The organism is Streptomyces sp. NPDC029466 (assembly GCF_055574515.1).
On the sequence record NZ_JBVHZH010000010.1, the window covers coordinates 45,327 to 68,780 of the forward strand.

Sequence of the window (23,454 nt, forward strand, 5' to 3'; positions counted from 1 at the left end):
CGGATGGTCCCGGCCCGGCCTCCGGCGTCAGGAGGTACTTCCGGCACCGCCTACCCTTGTGGCATGAGCAGCAGCGACCGGAGCCAGGCAGTGGGCGTCAGCAAGAGTTACGAGATCCGCACCTACGGGTGCCAGATGAACGTCCACGACTCCGAGCGGTTGTCCGGCCTGCTGGAAGAGGCCGGATACGTGCCCGCGCCCAAGGACGGCGACGGCGCCGATGTCGTGGTCTTCAACACTTGCGCGGTGCGGGAGAACGCCGACAACCGGCTCTACGGCAACCTCGGTCAGCTCGCCCCGAAGAAGGCCGCGCGGCCCGGCATGCAGATCGCCGTGGGCGGCTGCCTCGCCCAGAAGGACCGCGACACCATCGTCAAGAAGGCCCCCTGGGTCGACGTGGTCTTCGGCACCCACAACATCGGCAAGCTGCCGGTGCTGCTGGAGCGTGCCCGCGTCCAGGAAGAGGCGCAGGTCGAGATCGCCGAATCCCTGGAGGCGTTCCCCTCGACCCTGCCCACCCGGCGGGAGAGCGCCTACGCGGCCTGGGTCTCCATCTCCGTGGGCTGCAACAACACCTGCACCTTCTGCATCGTGCCCGCGCTGCGCGGCAAGGAGAAGGACCGCCGGCCCGGCGACATCCTGGCCGAGATCGAGGCGCTGGTCTCCGAGGGCGTCAGCGAGATCACCCTGCTCGGCCAGAACGTCAACGCCTACGGCTCCGACATCGGCGACCGCGAGGCGTTCTCCAAGCTGCTGCGGGCCTGCGGGAAGATCGAGGGCCTGGAGCGGGTCCGCTTCACCTCCCCGCACCCCCGCGACTTCACCGACGACGTCATCGCCGCCATGGCCGAGACGCCGAACGTGATGCCGCAGCTCCACATGCCGCTCCAGTCCGGCTCCGACCGCGTCCTGAAGGCGATGCGCCGCTCGTACCGCCAGGAGCGCTTCCTCGGCATCATCGAGAAGGTCCGCGCCGCGATGCCGGACGCCGCCATCTCCACGGACATCATCGTCGGCTTCCCCGGCGAGACCGAGGAGGACTTCGAGCAGACCCTGCACACGGTCCGCGAGTCCCGCTTCGCCCAGGCCTTCACCTTCCAGTACTCCAAGCGCCCCGGCACCCCGGCCGCCGACATGGACGGCCAGATCCCCAAGGCCGTCGTCCAGGAACGCTACGAGCGCCTGGTCGCCCTCCAGGAGGAGATCTCCTGGGCGGAGAACAAGAAGCAGGTCGGCCGCACTTTGGAGGTCCTGGTCGCCGAGGGCGAGGGCCGCAAGGACGAGGCGACTCACCGCCTGTCCGGCCGCGCCGCCGACAACCGGCTGGTCCACTTCACCCGCCCCGACGAGCCGGTCCGCCCCGGCGACGTGGTGACCGTCGAGGTCACCTACGCCGCTCCGCACCACCTCCTGGCGGAAGGCCCGGCCAAGGCGGTCCGCCGCACCCGCGCCGGGGACGCCTGGGAGAAGCGCAACGCCGCCCCGGCGGACAAGCCCAAGGGCGTACTGCTGGGCCTGCCCACCATCGGGGCCCCGGCACCGAGCCCGGCGCCCGCCGCCGGCTGCGGCTGCGACTGACCCGGCCTCGCACCGGACGCCCCGGGGCATGGCGAACCGCCCCGCACCAGGGGCGTTACGCTGCGTGTCATGCTCGTAGCCGCCGCCCTCTGCCCCTGCCCGCCGCTCCTCGTCCCGGAGGTGGCCGCCGGGGCGGCGCCCGAACTCGACGCGCTGCGCGCCGCCTGTCTGGACGCGATCGGCGTGCTCGCTGCGGCCCGCCCCGACCGGCTGGTCGTCCTCGGTCCCACCGACGAGTCCGGCAGCGGCCCGTACCCCCAGGGGGCCACCGGCTCCTTCCGCGGCTTCGGGGTGGACCTTCAGGTGCCGCTGGGCGCCGCGGAGACCGCACCGGAGCGGGAACTCCCGCCGTCGCTGGCCGTCGGTGCCTGGCTGCTGTCCCGTACGGACTGGGACGACGCCCCCGTGGAGGGGCTGGGAGTGGCACAGTCGCTGCCCCGCGACCGCTGTCTGGAACTGGGCCGGGAGACCGCCGCGGCCGCTCCCCGGGTCGCCCTGCTGGTGCTGGGGGACGGCAGTGCCTGCCGGACGGTGAAGGCGCCCGGCTACTTCGACGAGCGGGCCGAGCCCTTCGACGCCGAAGTGGCCCGCGCCCTGGGCGGCGCCGACATCGCCGCACTGGCCGCGCTCGACGAGGAGCGGGCCGCCGGCCTCCAGGCGTCCGGACGGGCCTGCTGGCAGGTCCTGGCGGGGGCGGCGGAGGACGCGGACCGGAGCGGCCGGCTGCTCCGCGAGGAGGCCCCCTACGGGGTGGGCTACTTCGTGGCGGCCTGGTCGTAGCGGGGCCGCACGACGGGTACGCCCACGGCCGCGAGGCGCTTCGCCCGCGGCCGTCGTGGCGGTGCTCCGGTCAGCGCGCCTGGTGCCGCGCGCTCTCGCTGTCCGCGGCGGCCTCCGCCGACTGCTGCCGGGGGATCCCGGCGCTCTCACCGGCCTGCTCCGCACGCGGTGTCCCGGCGTCCGCCGCCCCCGCTGCCGCGTCGCCGGCCGCCTCAGGAGCCGCCGCCTCCGCCGCTTCCGGCATCTCCGCCGCTTCCGGTGCCTCCCCGGCTTCCGGGGCGGCCGCCGCGGGGCTCTCGGCGCCGTCCGCGGCCTCTCCGGCGCGATCGGCGTGACCGGTGTCCCCGGTCTCTGCCGGAACCGCCGACGCCGTCGGCTCCGCCACCTCGGCCGCCACCGCCGTAGTGGCACTCTCCTCCGTCACCGTCAGCGCCTCGGACTTACGGCGCCGAAATCGCGAAAACACACCCATAACTGCTCCTACGCTCTTCATGTGGTGACATCCCGGTCCGCCCGGGAGCGGACCGTTGCGCCGCCCGCGGGCGCCGGGTGCTGCGCCGGCTCTCGGGACCTCGCAACAGGCAACGAGGTCATCGGTGGCCCGTCACGTCGCTCGTTCGAGATGGGGGCGTGATGTTTGCGAGACTGACGGGGTGAACACCGCCGTTCCCGCTCCGCGGGTCATCGCCGTCGTCGGTCCCACCGCGGCCGGAAAGTCCGATCTGGGCGTCGCGCTCGCACAACACGTGGGGGGCGAGGTCATCAACGCCGACTCCATGCAGCTCTACCGCGGCATGGACATCGGCACCGCCAAACTCACGCCCGAGGAGCAGCAGGGCGTTCCGCACCGCCTCCTGGACATCTGGGACGTGACCCGCGCAGCCAGCGTCGCCGAATACCAGCGGCTGGCCCGCGCCGAGATCGACCGGCTGCTCGCCGAGGGCCGCACCCCGGTCCTGGTCGGCGGCTCCGGCCTCTACGTACGCGGCGCCATCGACGCCCTCGACTTCCCCGGCACCGACCCGGAGGTGCGCGCCCGCCTGGAGGCCGAACTCGCCGAACGGGGCAGCGGCCCCCTCCACGCCCGGCTGGCCGCCGCCGACCCGGAGGCCGGCCGCGCGATCCTGGCGAGCAACGGCCGCCGCATCGTGCGCGCCCTGGAGGTCATCGAGATCACCGGCCGCCCCTTCACCGCCAACCTCCCCGGACACGAGGCGGTCTACGACACCCTCCAGATCGGCGTCGACGTCGCGCGCCCCGAACTCGACGAGCGGATCGCCCGGCGGGTCGACCGTATGTGGGAGGCGGGCCTGGTCGACGAGGTGCGTCGGCTGGAGGGCGAGGGGCTGCGCGAGGGCCGTACGGCATCCCGGGCGCTCGGCTACCAGCAGGTGCTCGCCCAGCTCGCGGGGGAGTGCACCGAGCAGGAGGCGCGCGACGAGACGGTGCGCGCCACCAAGCGCTTCGCGCGCCGCCAGGACTCGTGGTTCCGCCGGGACCCGCGGGTCCACTGGCTCAGCGGCGCCACCGAGCACCGGGGAGAACTTCCTGGTCAGGCACTGGCGTTGCTCGAACGACCGGTCACAGCCTGATCACGTCATGGCATCGGGACGCTCCGGCCGTCATCCGGGCCCCTGAGGGCGTGTCATCATCGACCTTCGATCGAGGCGTGCAGTCTGGAGTGGGGAGGGCGCGTGGCAATGGAGGCCGGCCCTCGCAACGGAGCGCAGCAACCGGACAGCGGCGCCGACGCGGCTCCCCTGACCGACGACGGTCCGGACGCCGACGACGGTCTGTCCGGCCCCGGTGGTGTCGGCGGCGGACCGCTCACCGCCCCGGACACGCTGGACGACTCCGACGCCCCGGACGACGGCCCCGGGGAGGGCGGCGAGTCCTTCCGGGAGCTGCGCCCGCCGCGTCGTCTGCGGCTGTGGCAGCTGGCCCCGATCGTCGCCCTCGCCGCCCTCGGCTCGCTGATGTTCGCCTTCCCGCTCGCCTTCGAGCTGGGCGGCGACGGCGGCGCGATGATCGCGATGCTCGGCCTGCTGCTGTGCTGCTGCGCCGCGGGCTGGGGCATGATGGCCGCCCGCCGCGTCGGCTACACCTGGCCCGGCCTCCCCGCGCAGGGCTCCGGCCGCCGCGCCTGTTGGCGCGTGGTGCTGATCTACACCGTCCTGGTGGCCATCCCGGCGTCGCTGGCCATATGGCGCGTGGCCCGGCTGCGCTGAGACGTGGCCCGGGCGGGGCGGGACAGGGCGGCCGGTATTGCCCACCGTCTCCCTGCCGCTCGTTTGCACCCACTTGGTTTTGACGCCTCAAGCTTGGCGCCCTCGTTTTCGCGCCTCAAGCTTGGGTGCTTCAGGTTCTGGGGCCTCCTGTTGGCTCCCGTCAGGCTTGTTCCCGTCCCGCTTGTTTCCCCTCCAGTTGTTTCCCCACCGCCCACCCCCCTTCGGGGGGGTGGGCGGAACAGGCGAGCACCCGGGCTTCAGGGGGGCGGGTACGTGCGAGCCCCCGGACTTCGGAGGCAGGCGGGTACAGGTCAGCCCCCGGGCTTCGGACGCGGGCAGGTGCATGCGAGCACCCTTGCTGCGGAGGCAGGCACGTACAGGTGAGCCCGGGTCTTCGGAGGCAGGCAGGTACAGGTCAGCCCCCGGGCCCCAGGGGCGCCGACCCTGGCCACCAGCCCCGGTGCCCCCGGCCCCCGTACACCGCCACCCCCCGCCCTCCCCGTACGATGCAGGGGTGACCAGCACGCAGCGCCTCGCCTTTCTCAAGGGCCACGGCACCGAGAACGACTTCGTGATCGTCCCCGACCCGGACGGGCGGCTCGATCTGCCCGCGACCGCCGTCGCCAGGATCTGCGACCGGCGGGCCGGCCTCGGCGGCGACGGCCTGCTGCACGTCGTACGGTCCGCCGCGCACCCCGAGGCGCACCAGCAGGCCGGCGAGGCCGAGTGGTTCATGGACTACCGCAACAGCGACGGCTCGATCGCCGAGATGTGCGGCAACGGTGTCCGCGTCTTCGCGCGCTATCTGCTGCACGCCGGCCTGGTCGAGGCCGGTGACCTCGCCATCGCCACCCGCGCCGGCGTTCGCCGTGTGCACCTCGCCAAGACCGGCGATGTCACCGTCTCCATGGGTCGGGCCGAACTCCCCGAGGAGAGCGTCGTCGTCACTCTTGACGGCCGCAGCTGGCCGGCCCGCAACGTGAACATGGGCAATCCGCACGCGGTCACCTTCGTCGAGGATCTGGCCCACGCCGGCGACCTGCTGGCCGTACCGCCGTTCAGCCCAGCGTCGGTTTATCCCGACGGCGTGAACGTCGAGTTCGTCGTCGACCGCGGTCCGCGCCATGTGGCGATGCGGGTCCATGAACGTGGTTCGGGCGAGACCCGCTCGTGCGGGACCGGCGCCTGTGCGGTCGCCGTGGCCACCGCCCGCCGGGACGGTCTGGACCCCGCCGTGACCGGTACGCCCGCCACATACCGGGTCGATGTGCTCGGCGGCAGCCTGTCCATCACCGAGCGGCCCGACGGCACGGTCGAGATGACCGGCCCGGCCGAGATCGTCGCCGAGGGCACTTTCGACGCCGCCTGGCTGGCCGGCGCGCTCGCCTGAAGCGGCCGCGCCGCGTACCGCCTCCCCGCCCCGCTCCGGGAAAGGGTTCCGGCCAAAAGATTCGCTCGAACGGGTGATCCGAATCACGCTGAGCGAGAGGCGGACAGCGGTGCGTGATGGGCTCGGTAGCATCAAGCACCGGCCCGGGCGCCCGAACTGACGCGTTCCACCGCCGGTCGACGCTGCCGGAGGTGCCCATGAGCGCAGAGGCCACTAACCCTGGTAATCCTGGAGCAGCGGGCCGCAGGCGCGGCCGCCGCCGACTGGAACTCAGCGGGCTGCGCCGCATCGGCCGTGCCGCACTGCTCGGCCCCGCCCCGCGCGACGGCCTCCCGCACGCCCTCGAACACGTCGCCAAGGTGCACCGCGGCCACCACCCCGACGCCGATCTGGACACCCTCACCAGGGCCTATCTGCTCGCCGAGTCCTCGCACCGCGGCCAGCTGCGCAAGAGCGGCGAACCGTACATCACCCACCCGCTCGCGGTGACCCTGATCCTCGCCGAACTGGGCGCGGAGACCACGACCTTGACCGCCTCCCTGCTCCACGACACCGTCGAGGACACCGAAGTGACGCTGGATCAGGTGCGGGAACTGTTCGGCGCCGAGGTCTGCTACATCGTCGACGGGGTCACCAAGCTGGAGAAGGTCGACTACGGCGCGGCGGCCGAGCCGGAGACCTTCCGCAAGATGCTGGTGGCGACCGGCAACGACGTCCGGGTGATGTCCATCAAGCTCGCCGACCGGCTGCACAACATGCGCACCCTCGGCGTGATGCGCCCCGAGAAACAGGCCCGGATCGCCAAGGTGACCCGCGATGTGCTGATCCCGCTCGCCGAGCGCCTCGGCGTCCAGGCGCTCAAGGCCGAGCTGGAGGACCTGGTCTTCGCGATCCTGCATCCCGAGGAGTACGCCACCACCCGGGCCCTGGTCATGGAGTACGCCTCCCGGCCCGACCCGCTCACCGCGCTCGCGCAGCGGGTGCGCACGGTCCTCGACGAGGCCGGTATCGACGCCGAAGTCCTCGTCCGGTCCCGGCACTTCGTCTCCGTCCACCGGGTGCGCCTCGCGCGCGGTGCGCTGACCGGGGCGGACCTGGGGCGGCTGCTGGTGCTGGTGGCCGAGGACGCCGACTGTTACGCGGTCCTCGGCGAGCTGCACACCTGCTTCACCCCGGTGATCTCCGAGTTCAAGGACTTCATCGCGGTCCCCAAGTTCAACCTCTACCAGTCGCTGCACACCGCGGTCACCGGCCCGTCCGGCGAGGTCGCCGAGACCCTGATCCGTACGCACCAGATGCACCGGGTCGCCGAGGCCGGGGTGATCGCGCTCGGCAACCCCTACGCGCCCACGGACGGCGTGGACGCCCCCGAGGGCGAGCGGGCCGACCCGACCCGCCCCGGCTGGCTCTCCCGGTTGCTGGAGTGGCAGCGCACCACCCCCGACCCGGACACGTTCTGGACCTCGCTGCGCGACGATCTCGCCCAGGACCGGGAGATCACCGTCTTCTGCACCGACGCCCCGCCGGACGGCTCGTCCGGCGGCGCGGGGGGCGTGATCGGTCTGCCCGCCGGAGCGAGTTGCGTGGACGCCGCGTACGAACGGCACGGCGAGGGGGCGCACTGTTGTATCGGCGCGCGCGTCAACGGGCGGCTCGCCACCCTCTCCACGGTCCTGCACGACGGCGACACTCTGGAGCTGCTGAGGGCACCGGAATCCGCGGCCGGCCCCTCGCCCGAATGGCTGGAGCACGCCCGGACGCCCGCCGCCCGGCTCGCCATCGCCCGGTGGCTGGCCGGGCCACAGGAGCCCGGGGCCCGCCCGGCAGCCCCCGGCGAGGGGCACGGCGCGGCGTCCCCCGACCGCCCCACCGCGGAGCCCGACCACCCCGGTGCCGGCCCGGTCGCCCCCGCCTCGGTCCTCGCGGTGGCTGATCTGCCCGGCGCGTCGGTCCGGCTGGCCCGCTGCTGCACCCCGGTGCCGCCGGACGCCGTCACAGGCTTCGCCGTACGCGGCGGCACCGTCACCGTGCACCGCGCCCTGTGTCCCGTCGTGGCGCGGATGGCGGCGACCGGCCGGCAGCCGGTCGGGGTGCGCTGGCGCGGGGCCGGCCAGGGGGGCCACGGCTGCCGGGTCACCCTCCTGGCCGAGGCCTTCAGCCGGCCGCAGCTCCTGGCCGACCTCACCGAGGCCATCGCCTCCCAGGGCGCCGCCGTGGTGTCGGCCGCCGTCGAACCCCCGCACGAACAGCGGGTCCGCCACACCTACACGCTGCATCTGCCGAACGCCGCCGGGCTGCCGTCCCTGATGCGCGCCATGCGCCAAGTGCCCGGCGTCTTCGATGTGTTGCGCGCGGGGCGGGCCCGGCAGCCCGCGGCCCTGCGCCCCTGAAGGGCCCGGGGGCCCGGAAGCTGACGCCCCGTCGGACGCTGCTCCGTCCGGCGGCGTAAGACGGGTGGACGATCCGCCGCCCGTTCGGGTGCCGTTTGCCCCGTCACCCGCGGGGGAGGGGGCCGCGTTGGTAGCCGTAGTTCATGTCCCTTCCCTTGCGCCGCCCGTCCCGCGACCCCGACCGCCCCGTCCCCGTCCTGCCCCGTGGCCCGAGCGGGCGGGGCCGGTGGACGGGTCTGCGGGCCGCCGCCCTCGGGCTGGCCGCCCTGGCCACCCTCGGCGTGGCCGAGCCGCCGGCCGTGGGGCCGCAGGGCCTCGGCGACCGCCTCTTCCCCACCCTCGGCAACACCGGCTACGACGTCACGTCCTATGACGTCACCCTGGACTACTCCGGCCACAACGACCGGCCGCTGAACGCCACCACCGAGATCACCGCCCGCGCCACCAGCGAGCTCGACCACCTCAACCTCGACTTCGCCCGCGGCGCCGTACGCTCCGTGAAGATCGGCGGCCAGGCCGCCCGGCACGAGCAGCACGGCGAGGACCTGGTGCTCACCCCGGCCTTCCACATCTCCCGGGGGCAGGATCTGAAGATCTCCATCGAGCACACGAGCGACCCCGGCGGCAAGAGCGACGGCGGCTGGATCCGCACCTCCGACGGGCTGGCGATGGCCAACCAGGCCGACGCCGCCCACCGGGTCTTCCCCTGCAACGACCACCCCTCCGACAAGGCCCTCTTCACCTTCCACATCACCGCTCCCCAGCAGCTGACCGCCGTCGCCAACGGGCTGCCGCTGCGCCCCGGCGCCCGCGCGGGGCGCCGCACCTGGACGTACCGCACAGACCACCCCATGGCCACCGAGCTGGCGCAGGTCTCCATCGGGAAGTCCAGCGTGCTGCTGCGCCACGGGCCGCACGGCCTGCCGGTCCGGGATGTCGTACCGACCGCGGACCGGGCCGCCCTCGCGCACTGGCTGGCCAAGACCCCCGGCCACGTGACCTGGATGGAGCGCAAGGTCGGCCCCTACCCCTTCGAGGCGTACGGGGTGCTGATCGCCAACGCCAGGACCGGCTTCGAGCTGGAGACCCAGACCCTGTCGCTCTTCGAGAAGGCCCTGTTCACCACCGATCAGCTGCCCGCCTGGTACGTCGAGTCCGTGATGGTGCACGAACTGGCCCACCAGTGGTTCGGCAACAGCGTCAGCCCGCGCCGCTGGTCCGACGTCTGGCTCAACGAGGCCCATGCCACCTGGTACGAGGCCCTCTTCGCCCAGGAGAAGGGCGACCACCGGGCCTCGCTGGAGGCCCGTATGCGGAACGCCTACGAGCAGTCCGACGGCTGGCGCGCCGAGGGCGGACCGCCCGCCGCGCCCAAGGCCCCCAGCCCGGGGGAGAAGATCAGCATCTTCCGCCCCATCGTCTACGACGGCAGTGCGCTGGTCCTCTACGCCCTGCGGCAGAAGATCGGCCCCGCCGCCTTCGACCGGATCGAACGCGAGTGGGTGGCCCGGCACCGCGACGGGGTGGCCGACACCTCCGACTTCGTCCAGCTGGCCTCCCAGGTGACCGGGCAGGACCTCACCGCCTTCTTCCAGGGGTGGCTCTACGGCGAGAAGACCCCGCCGATGCCGGGGCACCCGCAGTGGCAGCCCAGGAAGGGCGCGGACAAGCCCGGCGCCAAGGGCGTCGCCCCCGGCCCCGGCGCCAAGAAGCCCGCTCCGAGGCCCGGGGGTCCCAAGGCGGCCGCCGGAAACCCCGCAAAACCCGCGTGACGGCCCTCTCCGGCCGTGGGACCATCGTCAGGTCGGCACCGGGCCGGCCCGGGAATCTCCCGGACGGCTCGGACGTTGACACCAGCGACGGTCGCGGCATCACCGCGGCGGTCGCCATGACGACAGTCCCGGTGGGGCCGCCAGGTCCCCGGCAGGGCTTCCCAACGACGCGAAGGATCAAATGACCTCCTCTTCTTCCCTTCCGCAGGACCGGCAGCGCCTCCCCGAGAGCCTTCGGGCGAACGCCCTGATGGAAGAGGACGTCGCCTGGAGCCACGAGATCGACGGGGAGCGTGACGGCGACCAGTACGACCGCTCGGCACGCGCCGCACTACGCCGCGTAGCGGGCCTTTCCACCGAGCTCGAGGACGTCACCGAGGTCGAGTACCGACAGCTCCGCCTGGAGCGCGTGGTGCTCGTCGGTGTCTGGACCACGGGCACGGTCCAGGAGGCGGAGAACTCGCTCGCCGAGCTCGCCGCCCTCGCCGAGACCGCCGGTGCGATGGTGCTCGACGGCGTCATCCAGCGCCGGGACAAGCCCGACCCGGCCACCTACATCGGCTCGGGCAAGGCTCTGGAGCTGCGGGACATCGTCCTCGAATCCGGGGCGGACACCGTGGTGTGTGACGGTGAGCTCTCCCCGGGCCAGCTGATCCACCTGGAGGATGTCGTCAAGGTCAAGGTGGTCGACCGGACCGCCCTGATCCTCGACATCTTCGCCCAGCACGCCAAGTCCCGGGAGGGCAAGGCGCAGGTCTCGCTGGCGCAGATGCAGTACATGCTCCCCCGGCTCCGTGGCTGGGGTCAGTCGCTCTCCCGGCAGATGGGTGGCGGTGGCTCCGGTTCGGCGGGCGGCGGTATGGCCACCCGTGGTCCCGGTGAGACCAAGATCGAGACGGACCGGCGGCGGATCCGCGAGAAGATGGCGAAGATGCGCCGGGAGATCGCGGAGATGAAGACCGGCCGGGACATCAAGCGCCAGGAGCGCCGGCGCAACAAGGTCCCCTCGGTCGCCATCGCCGGCTACACCAACGCCGGCAAGTCGTCCCTGCTCAACCGCCTGACCGGGGCCGGCGTCCTGGTGGAGAACGCCCTGTTCGCCACCCTGGACCCGACCGTCCGGCGGGCTGAGACCCCCAGCGGACGGCTCTACACCCTCGCCGACACCGTCGGCTTCGTCCGCCATCTCCCGCACCACCTCGTCGAGGCCTTCCGCTCCACGATGGAGGAGGTCGGCGAGTCCGATCTCATCCTGCATGTGGTCGACGGCTCGCACCCGGTGCCCGAGGAGCAGCTGGCCGCGGTGCGTGAGGTGATCCGCGACGTGGGCGCGACGGACGTGCCCGAGATCGTGGTGGTCAACAAGGCCGACGCGGCCGATCCGCTGGTGCTCCAGCGACTGCTGCGCAAGGAGAAGCACGCCCTCGCGGTCTCGGCCCGTACGGGCCAGGGCATGGCGGAGCTGCTGGAGCTGCTCGACGAGGAACTCCCCCGGCCGCAGGTCGAGATCGAGGTCCTGGTGCCCTACACCCAGGGCGCCCTGGTCTCGCGGGCGCACGCGGAGGGTGAGGTCATCTCCGAGGAGCACACCGCCGAGGGCACGGTCCTCAAGGCGCGGGTGCACGCGGAGCTGGCCGCCGAGTTCGAGCCCTTCGTGCCGGCCGCCTGACGGGCCCGTAGTACAGCGACACAAGGCCCGCCCCCGGGAGACCGGGGGCGGGCCTTCGTCCTGCTCACGGGCGGAGCGGGTGGCGCCGTGCGGCACCACCCGCCTCACGCGACTACTGCTTGTTCGCCCACTTCTTGCTCATGTTGTCGAACAGGGCCTTGGCCTCGGGGCCCAGGTGCGGACCGGCCGACCAGCGGGCCGGGCGCGGACCCATCGACATGTTGGAGATCAGCACCTGCTTGCCGTTCGCGTCCTTGGCGAACCAGGGGCCGCCGGAGGAACCACCGGTCATGGTGCAGCCGATCCGGTACATGGTCGGCTTCTTGGCGTCCATCGACAGCCGGGTCGGCTTGTCGGTGCACTGCTGCTGCGCCGCACCGTCGAACGGCGGCTCGGCCGGGTAGCCCTGCGCGGTCAGGCTCGGAATCTTGGCCATCGCCGGGGCGTTGAAGTCGACCTCGTAGGCGCCGCCGGCGATCTCCTCCAGCGACTTACCGCCGGTGCCCTGCTCCGGCTTCACATGCATCAGCGCGTAGTCGTACGGAGCCATCGGGACGCCCGGAACGGCGCCGCCGGCCTTGATCCACTGCTGGGACGTCGCCATGTCGTCCGCCCACCACTTGCCCGACGGGACCCGGTCCTCGAAGGGCTTGTTCTTCAACTCAGCGGCGGAGCCACCGGTCTTGTTGAAGTTCGGCACGAACATCATGTTGCGGTACCAGCCGCCGTTCTTGCCGGCGTGCACACAGTGCGCCGCGGTCCACACCAGGTTGGACTTACCGGGGTGCGCCGGGTCCTTGACGACGGTGGCGGAGCAGCGGGAGTCGCCCTGGGGGGTGCTGAACAGCAGCAGGCCCACGCCGGGGGCGGTGGAGGTGTACGGGGTCTTGACGGGCTGCGCCGGGACGGCGGACGGCTCGGGGTCGGTCTTGCCCTGGTCCTCGGAGATGTCCTCAGGCTTGCTGGGGTCCTGGGGCGGCTTGACCTTGTCGATCTTGTCCTTGTCCCAGAAGTCCTTGATGATCGGGTTGATGAACTCCCCGGCTTCCCGGAGCCACTTGTCCCGGTCCCAGTTCTTCCACTCGCCGTTCTTCCACTTGTCCAGGTCGACGCCGTGTTCCTTGAGCTTGTCCTGGATGTCCTGAGGGATCTTGAAGTCACCCCCGCCCGCTTCCTGGCCGGCGCCCTGGGTGGGCTTGGCGTCCGCGTTGTCGCCCTCCGGCCCGCAACCGGTGACGGTCAGCGCCATGACGGCGGTGAGAGCGGCGGCGGCCAGGACTGGCCGACGTATGGATCGCATGGGTGAGTTCCCCCTGGTGAATCGGACTGTGCCGGTGTGACGTGAGCTGATCTTGCGCCGGTTCGTTCTTTGTCATGAACCTCAAGATCCCGGTGCAACACCCCACTATGCCGGTGACGATGGGGACGGCGGTACTCGGGTACCCGGTTCCACGCCGCCAAGGATCTTGGCGACAACCGTGTTCCCACGTCGCCACCGTCGTTGGTACGGACGGGGGACGGCCGGGCCGCCCGCAGGGCCCGCGGCCTTCCGCAGCTGACCAGCAGGAGGACACAACTGCCGTGGCGTTGACCGAAACCGTGCCGGCCGCGCCGGCCCACGAAGGGATCCTGCGCCGGCAGTCCCTGCGTGAGTCCGCCGCCCGCACCTACGCGCGCTCGCTGCCCATCGTCCCGGTGCGCGCCCGCGGGCTCACCATCGAGGGCGCCGACGGCAGGCGCTATCTCGACTGCCTCTCCGGCGCCGGCACCCTGGCGCTCGGCCACAATCACCCCGTGGTGCTCGAAGCGATCCGCACCGTCCTCGACTCCGGTGCGCCGCTGCACGTCCTCGACCTGGCCACGCCCGTCAAGGACGCCTTCACCACCGAGCTCTTCGCCACGCTGCCCGGAGAGTTGGCTGAAAAGGCGCGCATCCAGTTCTGTGGCCCGGCCGGCACGGACGCCGTCGAGGCCGCCTTCAAACTCGTTCGCACCGCGACCGGGCGGGACGGCCTGATGGCCTTCTCCGGCGCCTACCACGGCATGACCTCGGAGGCGCTCGCCGCGTCCGGGGGAGCGCAGCACACCAGCGTGGTCCGGCTGCCCTATCCGTACGACTACCGCTGCCCCTTCGGGACCGGCGGCGAACGCGGTGCCGAACTCGCCGCGCGCTGGACCCAGAACCTCCTCGACGACCACAAGAGCGGGGTGCCCAGCCCGGCCGGGATGATCCTGGAACCCGTCCAGGGCGAGGGCGGGGTGATCCCCGCTCCGGACGGCTGGCTGCGGCGGATGCGGGAGATCACCGCCGCCCGGCAGATCCCGCTGATCGTGGACGAGGTGCAGACCGGTGTCGGCCGCACCGGCGCCTTCTGGGCGGTGGACCACAGCGGCATCGTGCCCGACGTGATCGTGCTGTCGAAGGCGATCGGCGGCAGCCTGCCGCTCGCCGTGATCGTCTACCGCGAGGAACTGGACGCCTGGCAGCCCGGCGCGCACGCCGGCACCTTCCGCGGCAACCAGCTCGCCATGGCCGCCGGCGCCGCCACCCTCGCCTACGTCCGGGCGAACGGCCTCGCCCGGCGGGCCGGGGAGCTCGGCGCCCGGATGCTCGACCGACTCACCTCCCTCGCCGCCGCCCATGACTGCATCGGCGACGTCCGCGGCCGCGGTCTGATGCTGGGCGTCGAACTCGTCGACCGCGACGCCGACGCCGATGCCACCGGCGCCCGCCCCGCCGCCCCCGAGCTCGCCGCCGCCGTCCGGGACGCCTGCCTGGACCGCGGCCTGATCGTCGAACTGGGCGGCCGGCACTCCGCCGTCGTCCGGCTGCTGCCGCCCCTGACCATCACCGACGAACAGGCGGACGCGATCCTCGACCGCCTCGCCGACGCCATCACGGTGGCGGTCCGCACCACCCCCGGGCCGATGGGCTCGTTCCCCACGACAATGCGAGGCACCACCCCATGAACGAACGCCCCGGCCCCGACGGCGGTCAGCCCGTCGAGCGCATCCCCGCCCACCAGGGTGCGGGCATCATCGAGTCGGTACCGCGCCAGCAGCGGCGGGCCCCGGACGAGACCTGCCACCAGCAGCCCCATGAGCCGCCGGGCCGGCCCGAGCCCCATGGCGCCGCCGCTTCGCACGACCGCGCCCGCGGTGACCACGACCCGCTCGACCACCCGGATCCGGCGGTCGCCGCCGACGCCGCGGGCATCGAGCACCTCCTGCGCTGCTGGCTCCGGGAGAGCGGCGTCCACCACCCGGCCGAGGGCCGGCTGCGCCTCCCGCTGCGGGCCGCCGCCGCGAGCGCCCTGATCATCCCCGTCCGCTACTGGTCGCCCACGGGCTGGCACCGCCTGGGCGCCCCCACCCTCGAAGGCGCCCCGCCCGGCGCCGCCCCGCTGGACGCCGTCACCCTCGCCGCCATGCTGCGCCGGGAGGCCGCGCACGGCGACCGGCGGGCGTCCGACGGCGGCGAGCACCGGGTGGCGGACGGCGGGGAGCGGCCGGAGCCGGACGCCACACCGCAGCAGGCACCGGACGGCGACGGCACCGAACTCGTCGGCCGGGTCGCCAACTCCGTCCGCAATGTCGCCGCCTTCCTCACCGACCGGCGCGCCCGGCCGGCCGACGACCACGGCGCCCTCTTCCTGGAAGCCGAACAGTCCCTCCTCCTCGGCCACCCGCTGCACCCCACGCCCAAGAGCCGCGAAGGGCTCTCCGACGCCGAGACCCGCGCCTATTCGCCCGAACTGCGCGGCGCCTTCCCGCTGCACTGGATGGCCGTGCACCGCTCCGTCCTGGCCGCCGACTCCGCCTGGACCGTACGCGGCAAGCCCGTACCGGCCGACCGGCTCACCCGGGAGTTCGCCGGGAGCGGCTGCCAACTCCCCGACGACACCGTGCCGTTGCCGCTGCACCCCTGGCAGGCCAGGGAACTCGCCGACCGCTCCGACGTCACCGCCCTCCGCGAGGCCGGTCTGCTGCACGACCTCGGCGCCCACGGTCCGCTCTGGCACCCCACCTCCTCCGTCCGCACGGTCTACCGCCCCGACGCGGACGCCATGCTCAAGCTCTCCCTCGGGCTGCGCATCACCAACTCCCGCCGGGAGAACCTCCGTAAGGAACTGGCCCGCGGGGTCGAGGTGCACCGGCTGCTGCGCACCGGGCTCGCCAAGCAGTGGCAGACCGTCCACCCCGGCTTCGACATCGTCCGCGACCCGGCCTATCTCGCCGTCGACGGCTTCGACGGCGAACCCGTCCAGGGCCTCGATGTCGTCATCCGCCACAACCCCTTCAGCACCACCGACGACGCCGTCTGCATCGCCGGCCTCACCTGCCCCCGGCCCTGGCCCGGCCGCTCCGGCGTGCGCTCCCGGCTCGAAGACCTCGTCGGCACCCTCGGCGCCCGCACCGGCCGCCCCCTGGGTGCGGTGGCCACCGAGTGGTTCCTGCGCTACCTCGAAGCGGTCGTACGGCCCGTGCTGTGGCTCGACGGCACGGCGGGCATCGTGCTGGAAGCCCACCAGCAGAACACCGTGGTGCTGCTGGACCCCGACGGCTGGCCGGTCGGCGGCCGCTACCGCGACAACCAGGGCTACTACTTCCGCACCTCGCGCCGCGCCGAACTGGAACGACGGCTGCCCGGCATCGGAGCGGCCAGCGACAGCTTCGTCGCGGACGACGTCACCGACGAACGCTTCGCCTACTACCTCGGCATCAACAACGTCCTCGGCCTCATCGGGGCCTTCGGCTCCCAGCGCCTGGTCCGCGAGGAGATCCTGCTCGCCGCCTTCCGCCGCTTCCTCGCCGATGCCGCCGCGGCCCCGCGGGCCCACCGCTCGCCGCTCCCGGAGCAGTTGCTGGCCGCCCGCACCCTGCGCTGCAAGGCCAATCTGGCGACCCGGCTGCACGGCCTGGACGAACTCGTCGGCCCGGTCGAAACCCAGTCCGTCTACGTCACCCTGCCCAACCCCCTCGCCCCGTAGCCGCCCACCACGGCCCCCGACAGCAGACCACCGCATCCCGTCCCCGGCGCCGGCGCCCCGCGACCCATACGGCCACGCGGCACGCGGCCACGAGAGGAGAGCGTCGCCGTGCCACCCACCGATTCCGGCCTCAGCCCCAGCTCCGACGACACCCTCGGCCGGCAGCACCCGCCGGAACGCGGCGCGCGGTCCGACGACGGCCCGCGGCCTGCGGTGTCCCCGGACGCCCCGGCCGCCGGCCCGCTGCTCGACAACCTGGCGGGCTGGGGAGCGGCCGCGACACCCGCCGGGCCGTTCGCGCTCGTGCCCGTCCGGCCGGACCGCGATCTCGACCGGATCACCGGCTGGATGAACGATCCGGCCGTCGCGGCCTTCTGGGAGCTGGCGGGTCCGCCGGAGATCACCGCCGCCCATCTGCGCGGCCAGCTCGACGGCGACGGCCGCAGCGTGCCCTGCCTGGGGGTGCTGGCCGGGGTCCCGATGAGCTACTGGGAGATCTACCGCGCCGACCTCGACCCCCTCGCCCGCCACTACCGCGCACGGCCCCAGGACACCGGTGTCCATCTGCTCATCGGCGGGGCCGGCGACCGGGGGCGCGGACTGGGCAGCACCCTGCTGCGCGCCACCGCCGGTCTCATCCTCGACCACCGCCCGCGGTGCACCCGGGTCGTCGCCGAGCCCGATCTGCGGAACACCGCCTCCGTCGCGGCCTTCCGGAGCGCGGGGTTCCGCTGCGCCGACGAGATCGAACTGCCCGCGAAGCGCGCGGCGTTGATGGTCCGCGACCGCGCCCGCCGCCACCTGCTCTGACCCCGGGGCCGTCCGTCGACGGTCCCGCTCCGGTCCGCCGTCCACCGCGCTGCCCCGGTTGTCCCCCGTACGAGCCGGGGCGGTCCCGCTTCGAGGAGTCCCGCCTTGTCTCCTGAGCCCCAGCCCTCGCACCGCGCCTGGCAGCACGCCGCGCGCCGACTGTTCGCCAAGATCCTGGCGGAGTTCGCCTACGAGGAAGTCCTCACCCCCGAGCCCGACGGCACCACCCCCGACGGCACTCCGCAATACCGCCTGCCGGTCACCGAGGCCCTGGTCTACCGCTTCGGCGCGCGACGCGGCGCCTACGGCCACTGGCGCGTCGACCCCGCTTCGATCACCCCGGACGCCGACCCCTTCCACTTCCTCACGCATGCCCACGACACCGTGCTGGGCCTGTCCGGCGACACCACCGGCCACCTCATCCGCGAGCTGACCGCCACCCTCGCCGCCGACACCCGCCTCGACGCCACCGCGCTCAGCGCCGCCGAACTCGCCGACCTGGACTACGCCTCCCTCGAAGGCCACCAGACCGGCCACCCCTGGCTCGTCGCGAACAAGGGCCGGCTGGGCTTCTCCGCCACCGACGCGGCGACCTGGGCCCCCGAGGCTCGCACCGCCCGGCGCCTGCCCTGGCTCGCCGCGCACCACACCATCGCCCACTACCGCGGTATCCCCACCCTGGCCACCCCCGACCGTCTCTACGGCGAGGAACTCGACCCCGCCACCCGGCACGCCTTCGCCCGCACCATCAGCGACGAGGGCTTCGACCCCGCCGACTACCTCTATCTCCCCGTGCACCCCTGGCAATGGGACGAGACCATCGCCCCGCTCTTCGCCCCGCAACTCGCGGACAGATCCATCATCGCGCTGCCCACTGACAACGACCTCCGCCTGCCGCAGCAGTCGATCCGCACCTTCCTCAACCTCAGCCGGCCCGAGGCCCGGACGGTCAAGCTGCCGCTGTCCATCCTCAACACCCTCGTCTGGCGCGGTCTGCCCACCGAGCGCACCCTCGCCGCACCGGCCGTCACCCGCTGGGTCCACGGCCTGCGCGACGCCGACCCGTATCTGCGCGACGAGACCCGGGTGATCCTGCTCGGCGAGACCGCGTCCGTCACCGTCGAGCACCCCCTCTACGACCGGCTGCCCGGTGTCCCGTACCAGTTCAAGGAGCTGCTCGGCTGTATCTGGCGCGAGCCCGTCAGCGGCCATCTGGACCCCGGCGAACGCGCCCGCACCCTGGCCGCGCTGCTGCAGACCGATCCCCGGGGCCGCGCGCTGACCGCGGAGCTGGTGCGCCGCTCGGGGCTGGCCCCGCGCGCCTGGCTGGCCCGGCTGTTCGCCGCGCTGCTGCCTCCGCTGCTGCACTTCCTCTACCGGTACGGCACGGTCTTCTCCCCGCACGGCGAGAACGCCATCGTCGTCTTCGACGAGCACGACGTCCCCACCCGCCTCGCGGTCAAGGACTTCGTCGACGACGTCAACACCAGCTCCGTGCCCCTCCCGGAGCACGACTCCATGCCGGACGACGTACGGGCGGTGCTGCTGACCGAACCGCCCGCCTTCCTCACCCAGTTCATCCACTCCGGCCTGTTCGTCGGCGTCTTCCGTTACCTCGCGCCGCTGTGCGCGGACCAACTGGGCGTGCCCGAGGCCGAGTTCTGGTCACTCGTACGGGCGGAGATCCTGCGCCACCACGAACGTTTCCCCGCTCTCAAGGAGCGGCACGAGACCTTCGACCTGCTCACCCCGCGGATCGAGCGGCTGTGTCTGAACCGCAACCGTCTGCATGTGGACGGCTACCGGGACCGCACCGACCGCCCGCACGCGGCCGTGCACGGCAGCGTCCCCAATCCGCTCCACCTGCCGTGACGGACCCGGCTGTCAGTGGTCCCGCGTAGGCTTGCAGCGCTATGACAAAGCCCTCCCTCCCCGATCTGCTCCATGCCGCCGTCACCGCCGTCGGCGGCACCGAGCGCCCCGGCCAGGTGGCGATGGCCGAGGCCGTCGCCGAGGCCGTGGACGAACAGGCCCATCTGCTGGTGCAGGCCGGCACCGGCACCGGCAAGTCCCTCGGCTATCTGGTCCCGGCGCTCGCCCATGGCGAGAGAGTCGTGGTCGCCACGGCCACCCTGGCGCTCCAGCGCCAGCTCGTGGAGCGCGATCTGCCGCGGACGGTCGAGGCCCTGCATCCGCTGCTGCGCCGCCGCCCGGAGTTCGCCATGCTCAAGGGCCGCTCGAACTACCTGTGTCTGCACCGCCTCCATGAGGGCGTCCCGCAGGAAGAGGAGGACGGCCTCTTCGACGTGTTCGAGCAGGCCACGCCGACCAGCAAGCTCGGCAAGGACCTGCTGCGGCTGCGCGACTGGGCGGACGAGACCGAGACCGGCGACCGCGACGCGCTGACCCCCGGGGTCTCCGACCGTGCCTGGGGCCAGGTCTCGGTCTCCTCCCGGGAGTGCCTGGGCGCCTCGAAGTGCGCGTACGGGGCGGAGTGCTTCGCCGAGGCCGCCAGGGAGCGCGCCAAGCTCGCCGACGTGGTCGTCACCAACCACGCGCTGCTCGCCATCGACGCGATCGAGGGTGCCCCGGTCCTCCCGCAGCACGAGGTGCTGATCATCGACGAGGCCCATGAGCTGGTCTCCCGGGTCACCGGTGTCGCCACCGGCGAGCTCACCCCCGGCCAGGTCAACCGCGCCGTCCGCCGGGCCGCCAAGCTCGTCAACGAGAAGGCCGCGGACCAGCTCCAGACGGCATCGGAGACCTTCGAGCGCCTCATGGAGCTGGCCCTGCCCGGCCGCCTGGAGGAGATCCCCGAGGACCTCGGCTACTGCCTGATGGCGCTGCGGGACGCGGCCCGTACGGTCATCTCGGCGCTCGGCTCGACCCGCGACAAGTCGGTCCAGGACGAGGACGCCGTCCGCAAGCAGGCCCTGGCCTCGCTGGAGAACGTCCATGCCGTCGCCGAGCGCATCGCGAACGGCTCCGAGTACGACGTGGTCTGGTACGAGCGCCATGACCGCTTCGGCGCGTCCCTCCGGGTGGCGCCGCTGTCCGTCTCGGGCCTGCTGCGCGAGAAGCTCTTCGACGACCGCTCGGTGACCCTCACCTCCGCCACCCTCAAGCTGGGCGGCGACTTCAACGGGGTCGCCGCCTCCCTGGGGCTGGCCCCCGAGGGCACGGAGGGCGAGGACGTCCCGCCCTGGAAGGGCCTCGATGTCGGCTCGCCCTTCGACTACGCGAAGCAGGGCATCCTGTACGTCGCCAAGCATCTGGCCCAGCCGGGCCGGGAGGGCAGCCGTACGGACATGCTCGATGAGCTCACCGAGCTGATCGAGGCGGCGGGTGGCCGCACCCTCGGCCTCTTCTCCTCCATGCGCGCCGCCCAGGCCGCCGCGGAGGAGCTGCGCGGCCGGCTGGATCTGCCGATCCTCCTCCAGGGCGAGGAGACCCTCGGCGAGCTGATCCGCGCCTTCGCCGAGGACGCCCGTACCTGCCTGTTCGGCACGCTGTCCCTCTGGCAGGGCGTCGATGTGCCGGGCGCGAACTGCCAGCTGGTGGTGATGGACCGGGTGCCGTTCCCGCGTCCGGACGACCCGCTGATGAGCGCGCGGCAGAAGGCCGTGGAGGAGGCCGGCGGCAATGGCTTCATGGCGGTCGCGGCGACCCATGCGGCGCTGCTGATGGCCCAGGGCGCCGGCCGTCTGGTCCGCGCCACCGGCGACCGCGGGGTGGTCGCCGTCCTCGACCCCCGGGTGGAGCGGGCTCGCTACGGCTCCTTCCTCCGCAAGTCGATGCCCGAGTTCTGGTACACCACCGACCGCAACCAGGTCCGCCGCTCCTTGGCCGCCATCGACGCAGCGGCGAAGGCCGCAGGCACCGACGCCTAGGCGGCGCCGGCTCAGGCGCACAAACAGAGCCCCGGAACCGGCGCAGTGGTTCCGGGGCTCGGTCGTGAGGGGTGGGTCAGACGCGGCGCAGTACCGCCACCACCTTGCCGAGGATGGTCGCCTCGTCGCCGGGGATCGGCTGGTACGCGGAGTTGTGCGGCAGCAGCCACACATGGCCGTCCTCGCGCTTGAAGCGCTTGACGGTGGCTTCGCCGTCCAGCATCGCGGCGACGATGTCACCGTTCTCCGCGACCGGCTGGCGGCGGACCGTGACCCAGTCGCCGTCGCAGATGGCGGCCTCGATCATGGAGTCGCCGACGACCTTCAGCACGAACAGTTCGCCGTCGCCGACGAGCTGGCGGGGGAGCGGGAAGACGTCCTCGACCGACTCCTCCGCGAGGATCGGGCCGCCGGCGGCGATCCGGCCGACCAGCGGGACATAGGACGCGGCGGGCTTGCCCGCGGTCTCCGTCGCGGCGGTGCTGGTCTGGTCCGAGCCGCGGACCTCGTACGCCCGGGGGCGGTGCGGGTCGCGCCGCAGGAAGCCCTTGCGTTCGAGCGCCATGAGCTGATGGGCGACGGACGAGGTGCTGGACAGCCCGACGGCCTGGCCGATCTCGCGCATGGACGGCGGGTAGCCACGCCGCTGCACGGAATCCCGGATCACCTCGATCACCCGGCGCTGGCGGTCGGTGAGGCCCGAGCTGTCGGCGCGGATCCCTGGGGGACGGCCGGGCAGGGCGCGGGGGGGCTTCTGCTCTTCGGAGTCCAACGTGGCGTCGTCCATCGGCCGCTGTGCCTTCTGCGGGTGCTCGAACCGGCTCTGGGAGTGGCTTTGTGCGGTGATGGTCGCGCTGTCTGCGGTGGTGGTCACGTCGGCCCCTCTCGAAATGTTCTCCCTAGTTAGCCAACGGTAGTTGCTTTCGAAAGGTTGCGCCAAACACACGTTCGAGTGAAATATTCGGCTATTGCCTACCCGGATCGAGTGGCTGGGTGTATGGCCGAGTGGCATTCCGGGCCCGCAGGGGACTGCGTGCGCCGGGTTTTCCGGCCGGGCGGCGGGCCGGACCGTCGCCCGTGAAGGTCTCGGTGGCCGGCCGTCCCGGCCCGGTCGATTCTGTCATCCCGGCCCCGCCGCACCGCCGGCCGGGTGGCTTCCCGTACTCTCATGGGCGACCGCACGGCCCGCCTCCACCGCGACACGCGGTAGGCAGATGTAAGCGGCCCGACACCACATCTAGTGGTTAGATGCGTTCGGTCACCCAGAAGTTGTGGTGCCTGGTCCCTCAGGGGGTCGGGAATCGCCTATGCTGGTGACTGCTCCGAAGGGCCCGTACGGACCGGTCAGAGGTCTGTCGCCGTACGCGGGGCCCGTCGGCGTACGTACGTCCGTATATCACAGGGTGAGGAGGGTGGAGCCATGCACTGCCCCTTCTGTAGGCACCCGGACAGCCGGGTCGTCGACAGTCGCACCACCGATGACGGGACGGCGATCCGCCGGCGCCGCCAGTGCCCCGACTGCTCCCGCCGTTTCACGACCATCGAGACGGCGTCACTGATGGTGATCAAGCGGAGCGGGGTCACCGAGCCCTTCAGCCGCAACAAGGTCATCGCGGGAGTGCGCAAGGCGTGCCAGGGCCGGCCGGTCACCGAGGACGCCCTCGCCAAGCTCGGCCAGCGGGTCGAGGAGGCGGTGCGCGCCACCGGCAGTGCCGAGCTGTCCACCCATGACGTCGGGCTCGCCATACTGGGGCCGTTGCAGGAACTCGACCTGGTCGCGTACCTGCGCTTCGCCTCCGTTTACCGGGCCTTCGACTCGCTCGAGGACTTCGAGGCGGCCATCGCCGAGCTGCGGGAGCAGCGCGAGCAGGGGCCGCCCGGGCAGGAATGCGGGACCGAGGGGGAGGCCGGCGGCCCGGCCGTCCCCGTGCCCGCCACCGCCGCCGACTGAGCTCG

Annotated in this window: 17 protein-coding genes; 14 read left to right on the forward strand and 3 right to left on the reverse strand. The window is 72.7% G+C overall.

All coding sequences use genetic code 11. From position 1 onward, the window contains the following. Nucleotides 1-63: 63 nt before the first annotated feature. Together miaB and ACZ4XD_RS11015 are read left to right on the forward strand one after the other, a co-directional pair. A complete protein-coding gene (gene miaB, locus ACZ4XD_RS11010; protein ID WP_468040514.1) occupies nt 64-1,578 on the forward strand; it encodes a tRNA (N6-isopentenyl adenosine(37)-C2)-methylthiotransferase MiaB in 1,515 nt (504 codons plus the stop codon). A 69-nt stretch (nt 1,579-1,647) separates the two neighbouring features. Next, nucleotides 1,648-2,358, forward strand: a complete 711-nt coding sequence (locus tag ACZ4XD_RS11015) for a class III extradiol dioxygenase subunit B-like domain-containing protein (protein ID WP_468040516.1) — start codon at nt 1,648-1,650, stop codon at nt 2,356-2,358. Nucleotides 2,359-2,428: 70 nt separating this feature from the next. On the opposite strand, the gene ACZ4XD_RS11020 is transcribed toward ACZ4XD_RS11015, so the two are convergent. Beyond that, complete coding sequence (locus ACZ4XD_RS11020) at nt 2,429-2,824, reverse strand: hypothetical protein (RefSeq protein WP_468040518.1); 396 nt, start codon at nt 2,822-2,824, stop codon at nt 2,429-2,431. Between the two features lie 187 nt (nt 2,825-3,011). On the opposite strand from ACZ4XD_RS11020, the gene miaA reads away from it, so the two are divergent. The 6 genes from miaA (at nt 3,012) to hflX (ending at nt 11,807) form a co-directional block, all read left to right on the forward strand. Then, nucleotides 3,012-3,950, forward strand: coding sequence for a tRNA (adenosine(37)-N6)-dimethylallyltransferase MiaA (gene miaA, locus ACZ4XD_RS11025; protein WP_468040520.1), 939 nt, complete (start codon nt 3,012-3,014; stop codon nt 3,948-3,950). 108 nt (nt 3,951-4,058) lie between these two features. Further along, the gene (locus ACZ4XD_RS11030; protein WP_468040522.1) at nt 4,059-4,586 is read left to right on the forward strand and encodes a hypothetical protein; all 528 of its coding nucleotides are present in this window, start codon (nt 4,059-4,061) and stop codon (nt 4,584-4,586) included. A 514-nt stretch (nt 4,587-5,100) separates the two neighbouring features. Further along, nucleotides 5,101-5,976 carry a diaminopimelate epimerase gene (gene dapF / locus ACZ4XD_RS11035; RefSeq protein ID WP_468040524.1) on the forward strand — a complete coding sequence of 292 codons (876 nt, stop codon included), beginning with the start codon at nt 5,101-5,103 and terminating at the stop codon, nt 5,974-5,976. 197 nt (nt 5,977-6,173) lie between these two features. After that, nucleotides 6,174-8,366 (forward strand): RelA/SpoT family protein, encoded by a 2,193-nt coding sequence (locus ACZ4XD_RS11040; protein ID WP_468040526.1) that lies wholly within the window; start codon nt 6,174-6,176, stop codon nt 8,364-8,366. A 143-nt stretch (nt 8,367-8,509) separates the two neighbouring features. Beyond that, entirely contained in the window at nt 8,510-10,138 is a 1,629-nt protein-coding gene (locus ACZ4XD_RS11045; RefSeq protein WP_468040528.1) for a M1 family metallopeptidase, read from the forward strand. A 181-nt stretch (nt 10,139-10,319) separates the two neighbouring features. Beyond that, on the forward strand, nt 10,320-11,807 hold the full coding sequence (gene hflX, locus ACZ4XD_RS11050) for a GTPase HflX (RefSeq protein ID WP_042159859.1): 1,488 nt from the start codon (nt 10,320-10,322) through the stop codon (nt 11,805-11,807). Between the two features lie 112 nt (nt 11,808-11,919). On the opposite strand, the gene ACZ4XD_RS11055 is transcribed toward hflX, so the two are convergent. After that, complete coding sequence (locus ACZ4XD_RS11055; protein WP_468040531.1) at nt 11,920-13,107, reverse strand: trypsin-like serine peptidase; 1,188 nt, start codon at nt 13,105-13,107, stop codon at nt 11,920-11,922. Nucleotides 13,108-13,388: 281 nt separating this feature from the next. On the opposite strand from ACZ4XD_RS11055, the gene ACZ4XD_RS11060 reads away from it, so the two are divergent. The 5 genes from ACZ4XD_RS11060 (at nt 13,389) to ACZ4XD_RS11080 (ending at nt 21,498) form a co-directional block, all read left to right on the forward strand. Further along, the gene (locus tag ACZ4XD_RS11060) at nt 13,389-14,777 is read left to right on the forward strand and encodes a diaminobutyrate--2-oxoglutarate transaminase family protein (protein WP_468040533.1); all 1,389 of its coding nucleotides are present in this window, start codon (nt 13,389-13,391) and stop codon (nt 14,775-14,777) included. Continuing rightward, nucleotides 14,774-16,798, forward strand: coding sequence for an IucA/IucC family protein (locus ACZ4XD_RS11065; protein ID WP_468040535.1), 2,025 nt, complete (start codon nt 14,774-14,776; stop codon nt 16,796-16,798). Before ACZ4XD_RS11060 ends, ACZ4XD_RS11065 begins: the two co-directional genes overlap by 4 nt. Nucleotides 16,799-16,906: 108 nt before the next feature. Beyond that, nucleotides 16,907-17,608 carry a GNAT family N-acetyltransferase gene (locus tag ACZ4XD_RS11070; protein ID WP_468040537.1) on the forward strand — a complete coding sequence of 234 codons (702 nt, stop codon included), beginning with the start codon at nt 16,907-16,909 and terminating at the stop codon, nt 17,606-17,608. Nucleotides 17,609-17,713: 105 nt separating this feature from the next. Further along, a complete protein-coding gene (locus tag ACZ4XD_RS11075) occupies nt 17,714-19,480 on the forward strand; it encodes an IucA/IucC family protein (protein ID WP_468040539.1) in 1,767 nt (588 codons plus the stop codon). Between the two features lie 41 nt (nt 19,481-19,521). Next, nucleotides 19,522-21,498: an ATP-dependent DNA helicase gene (locus ACZ4XD_RS11080; protein WP_468040541.1), complete on the forward strand. Its 1,977-nt coding sequence runs from the start codon at nt 19,522-19,524 to the stop codon at nt 21,496-21,498. A 76-nt stretch (nt 21,499-21,574) separates the two neighbouring features. Here the strand turns inward: ACZ4XD_RS11080 and lexA are convergent, their stop codons facing one another. Further along, complete coding sequence (lexA, locus tag ACZ4XD_RS11085; RefSeq protein ID WP_042159846.1) at nt 21,575-22,372, reverse strand: transcriptional repressor LexA; 798 nt, start codon at nt 22,370-22,372, stop codon at nt 21,575-21,577. A gap of 546 nt (nt 22,373-22,918) precedes the next feature. On the opposite strand from lexA, the gene nrdR reads away from it, so the two are divergent. Then, on the forward strand, nt 22,919-23,449 hold the full coding sequence (nrdR, locus tag ACZ4XD_RS11090) for a transcriptional regulator NrdR (RefSeq protein ID WP_042159844.1): 531 nt from the start codon (nt 22,919-22,921) through the stop codon (nt 23,447-23,449). Nucleotides 23,450-23,454 lie beyond the last annotated feature (5 nt).

What these genes read in the sequence shown, in the direction of transcription:
- miaB (WP_468040514.1), top strand. Translation starts at nt 64, where the DNA reads ATGAGCAGCAGCGACCGGAGCCAGGCAGTGGGCGTCAGCAAGAGTTAC.
- ACZ4XD_RS11015 (WP_468040516.1), top strand. Translation starts at nt 1,648, where the DNA reads ATGCTCGTAGCCGCCGCCCTCTGCCCCTGCCCGCCGCTCCTCGTCCCG.
- ACZ4XD_RS11030 (WP_468040522.1), top strand. Translation starts at nt 4,059, where the DNA reads ATGGAGGCCGGCCCTCGCAACGGAGCGCAGCAACCGGACAGCGGCGCC.
- ACZ4XD_RS11040 (WP_468040526.1), top strand. Translation starts at nt 6,174, where the DNA reads ATGAGCGCAGAGGCCACTAACCCTGGTAATCCTGGAGCAGCGGGCCGC.
- ACZ4XD_RS11045 (WP_468040528.1), top strand. Translation starts at nt 8,510, where the DNA reads ATGTCCCTTCCCTTGCGCCGCCCGTCCCGCGACCCCGACCGCCCCGTC.
- hflX (WP_042159859.1), top strand. Translation starts at nt 10,320, where the DNA reads ATGACCTCCTCTTCTTCCCTTCCGCAGGACCGGCAGCGCCTCCCCGAG.
- ACZ4XD_RS11055 (WP_468040531.1), bottom strand. Translation starts at nt 13,107, where the DNA reads ATGCGATCCATACGTCGGCCAGTCCTGGCCGCCGCCGCTCTCACCGCC.
- ACZ4XD_RS11065 (WP_468040535.1), top strand. Translation starts at nt 14,774, where the DNA reads ATGAACGAACGCCCCGGCCCCGACGGCGGTCAGCCCGTCGAGCGCATC.
- ACZ4XD_RS11080 (WP_468040541.1), top strand. Translation starts at nt 19,522, where the DNA reads ATGACAAAGCCCTCCCTCCCCGATCTGCTCCATGCCGCCGTCACCGCC.
- nrdR (WP_042159844.1), top strand. Translation starts at nt 22,919, where the DNA reads ATGCACTGCCCCTTCTGTAGGCACCCGGACAGCCGGGTCGTCGACAGT.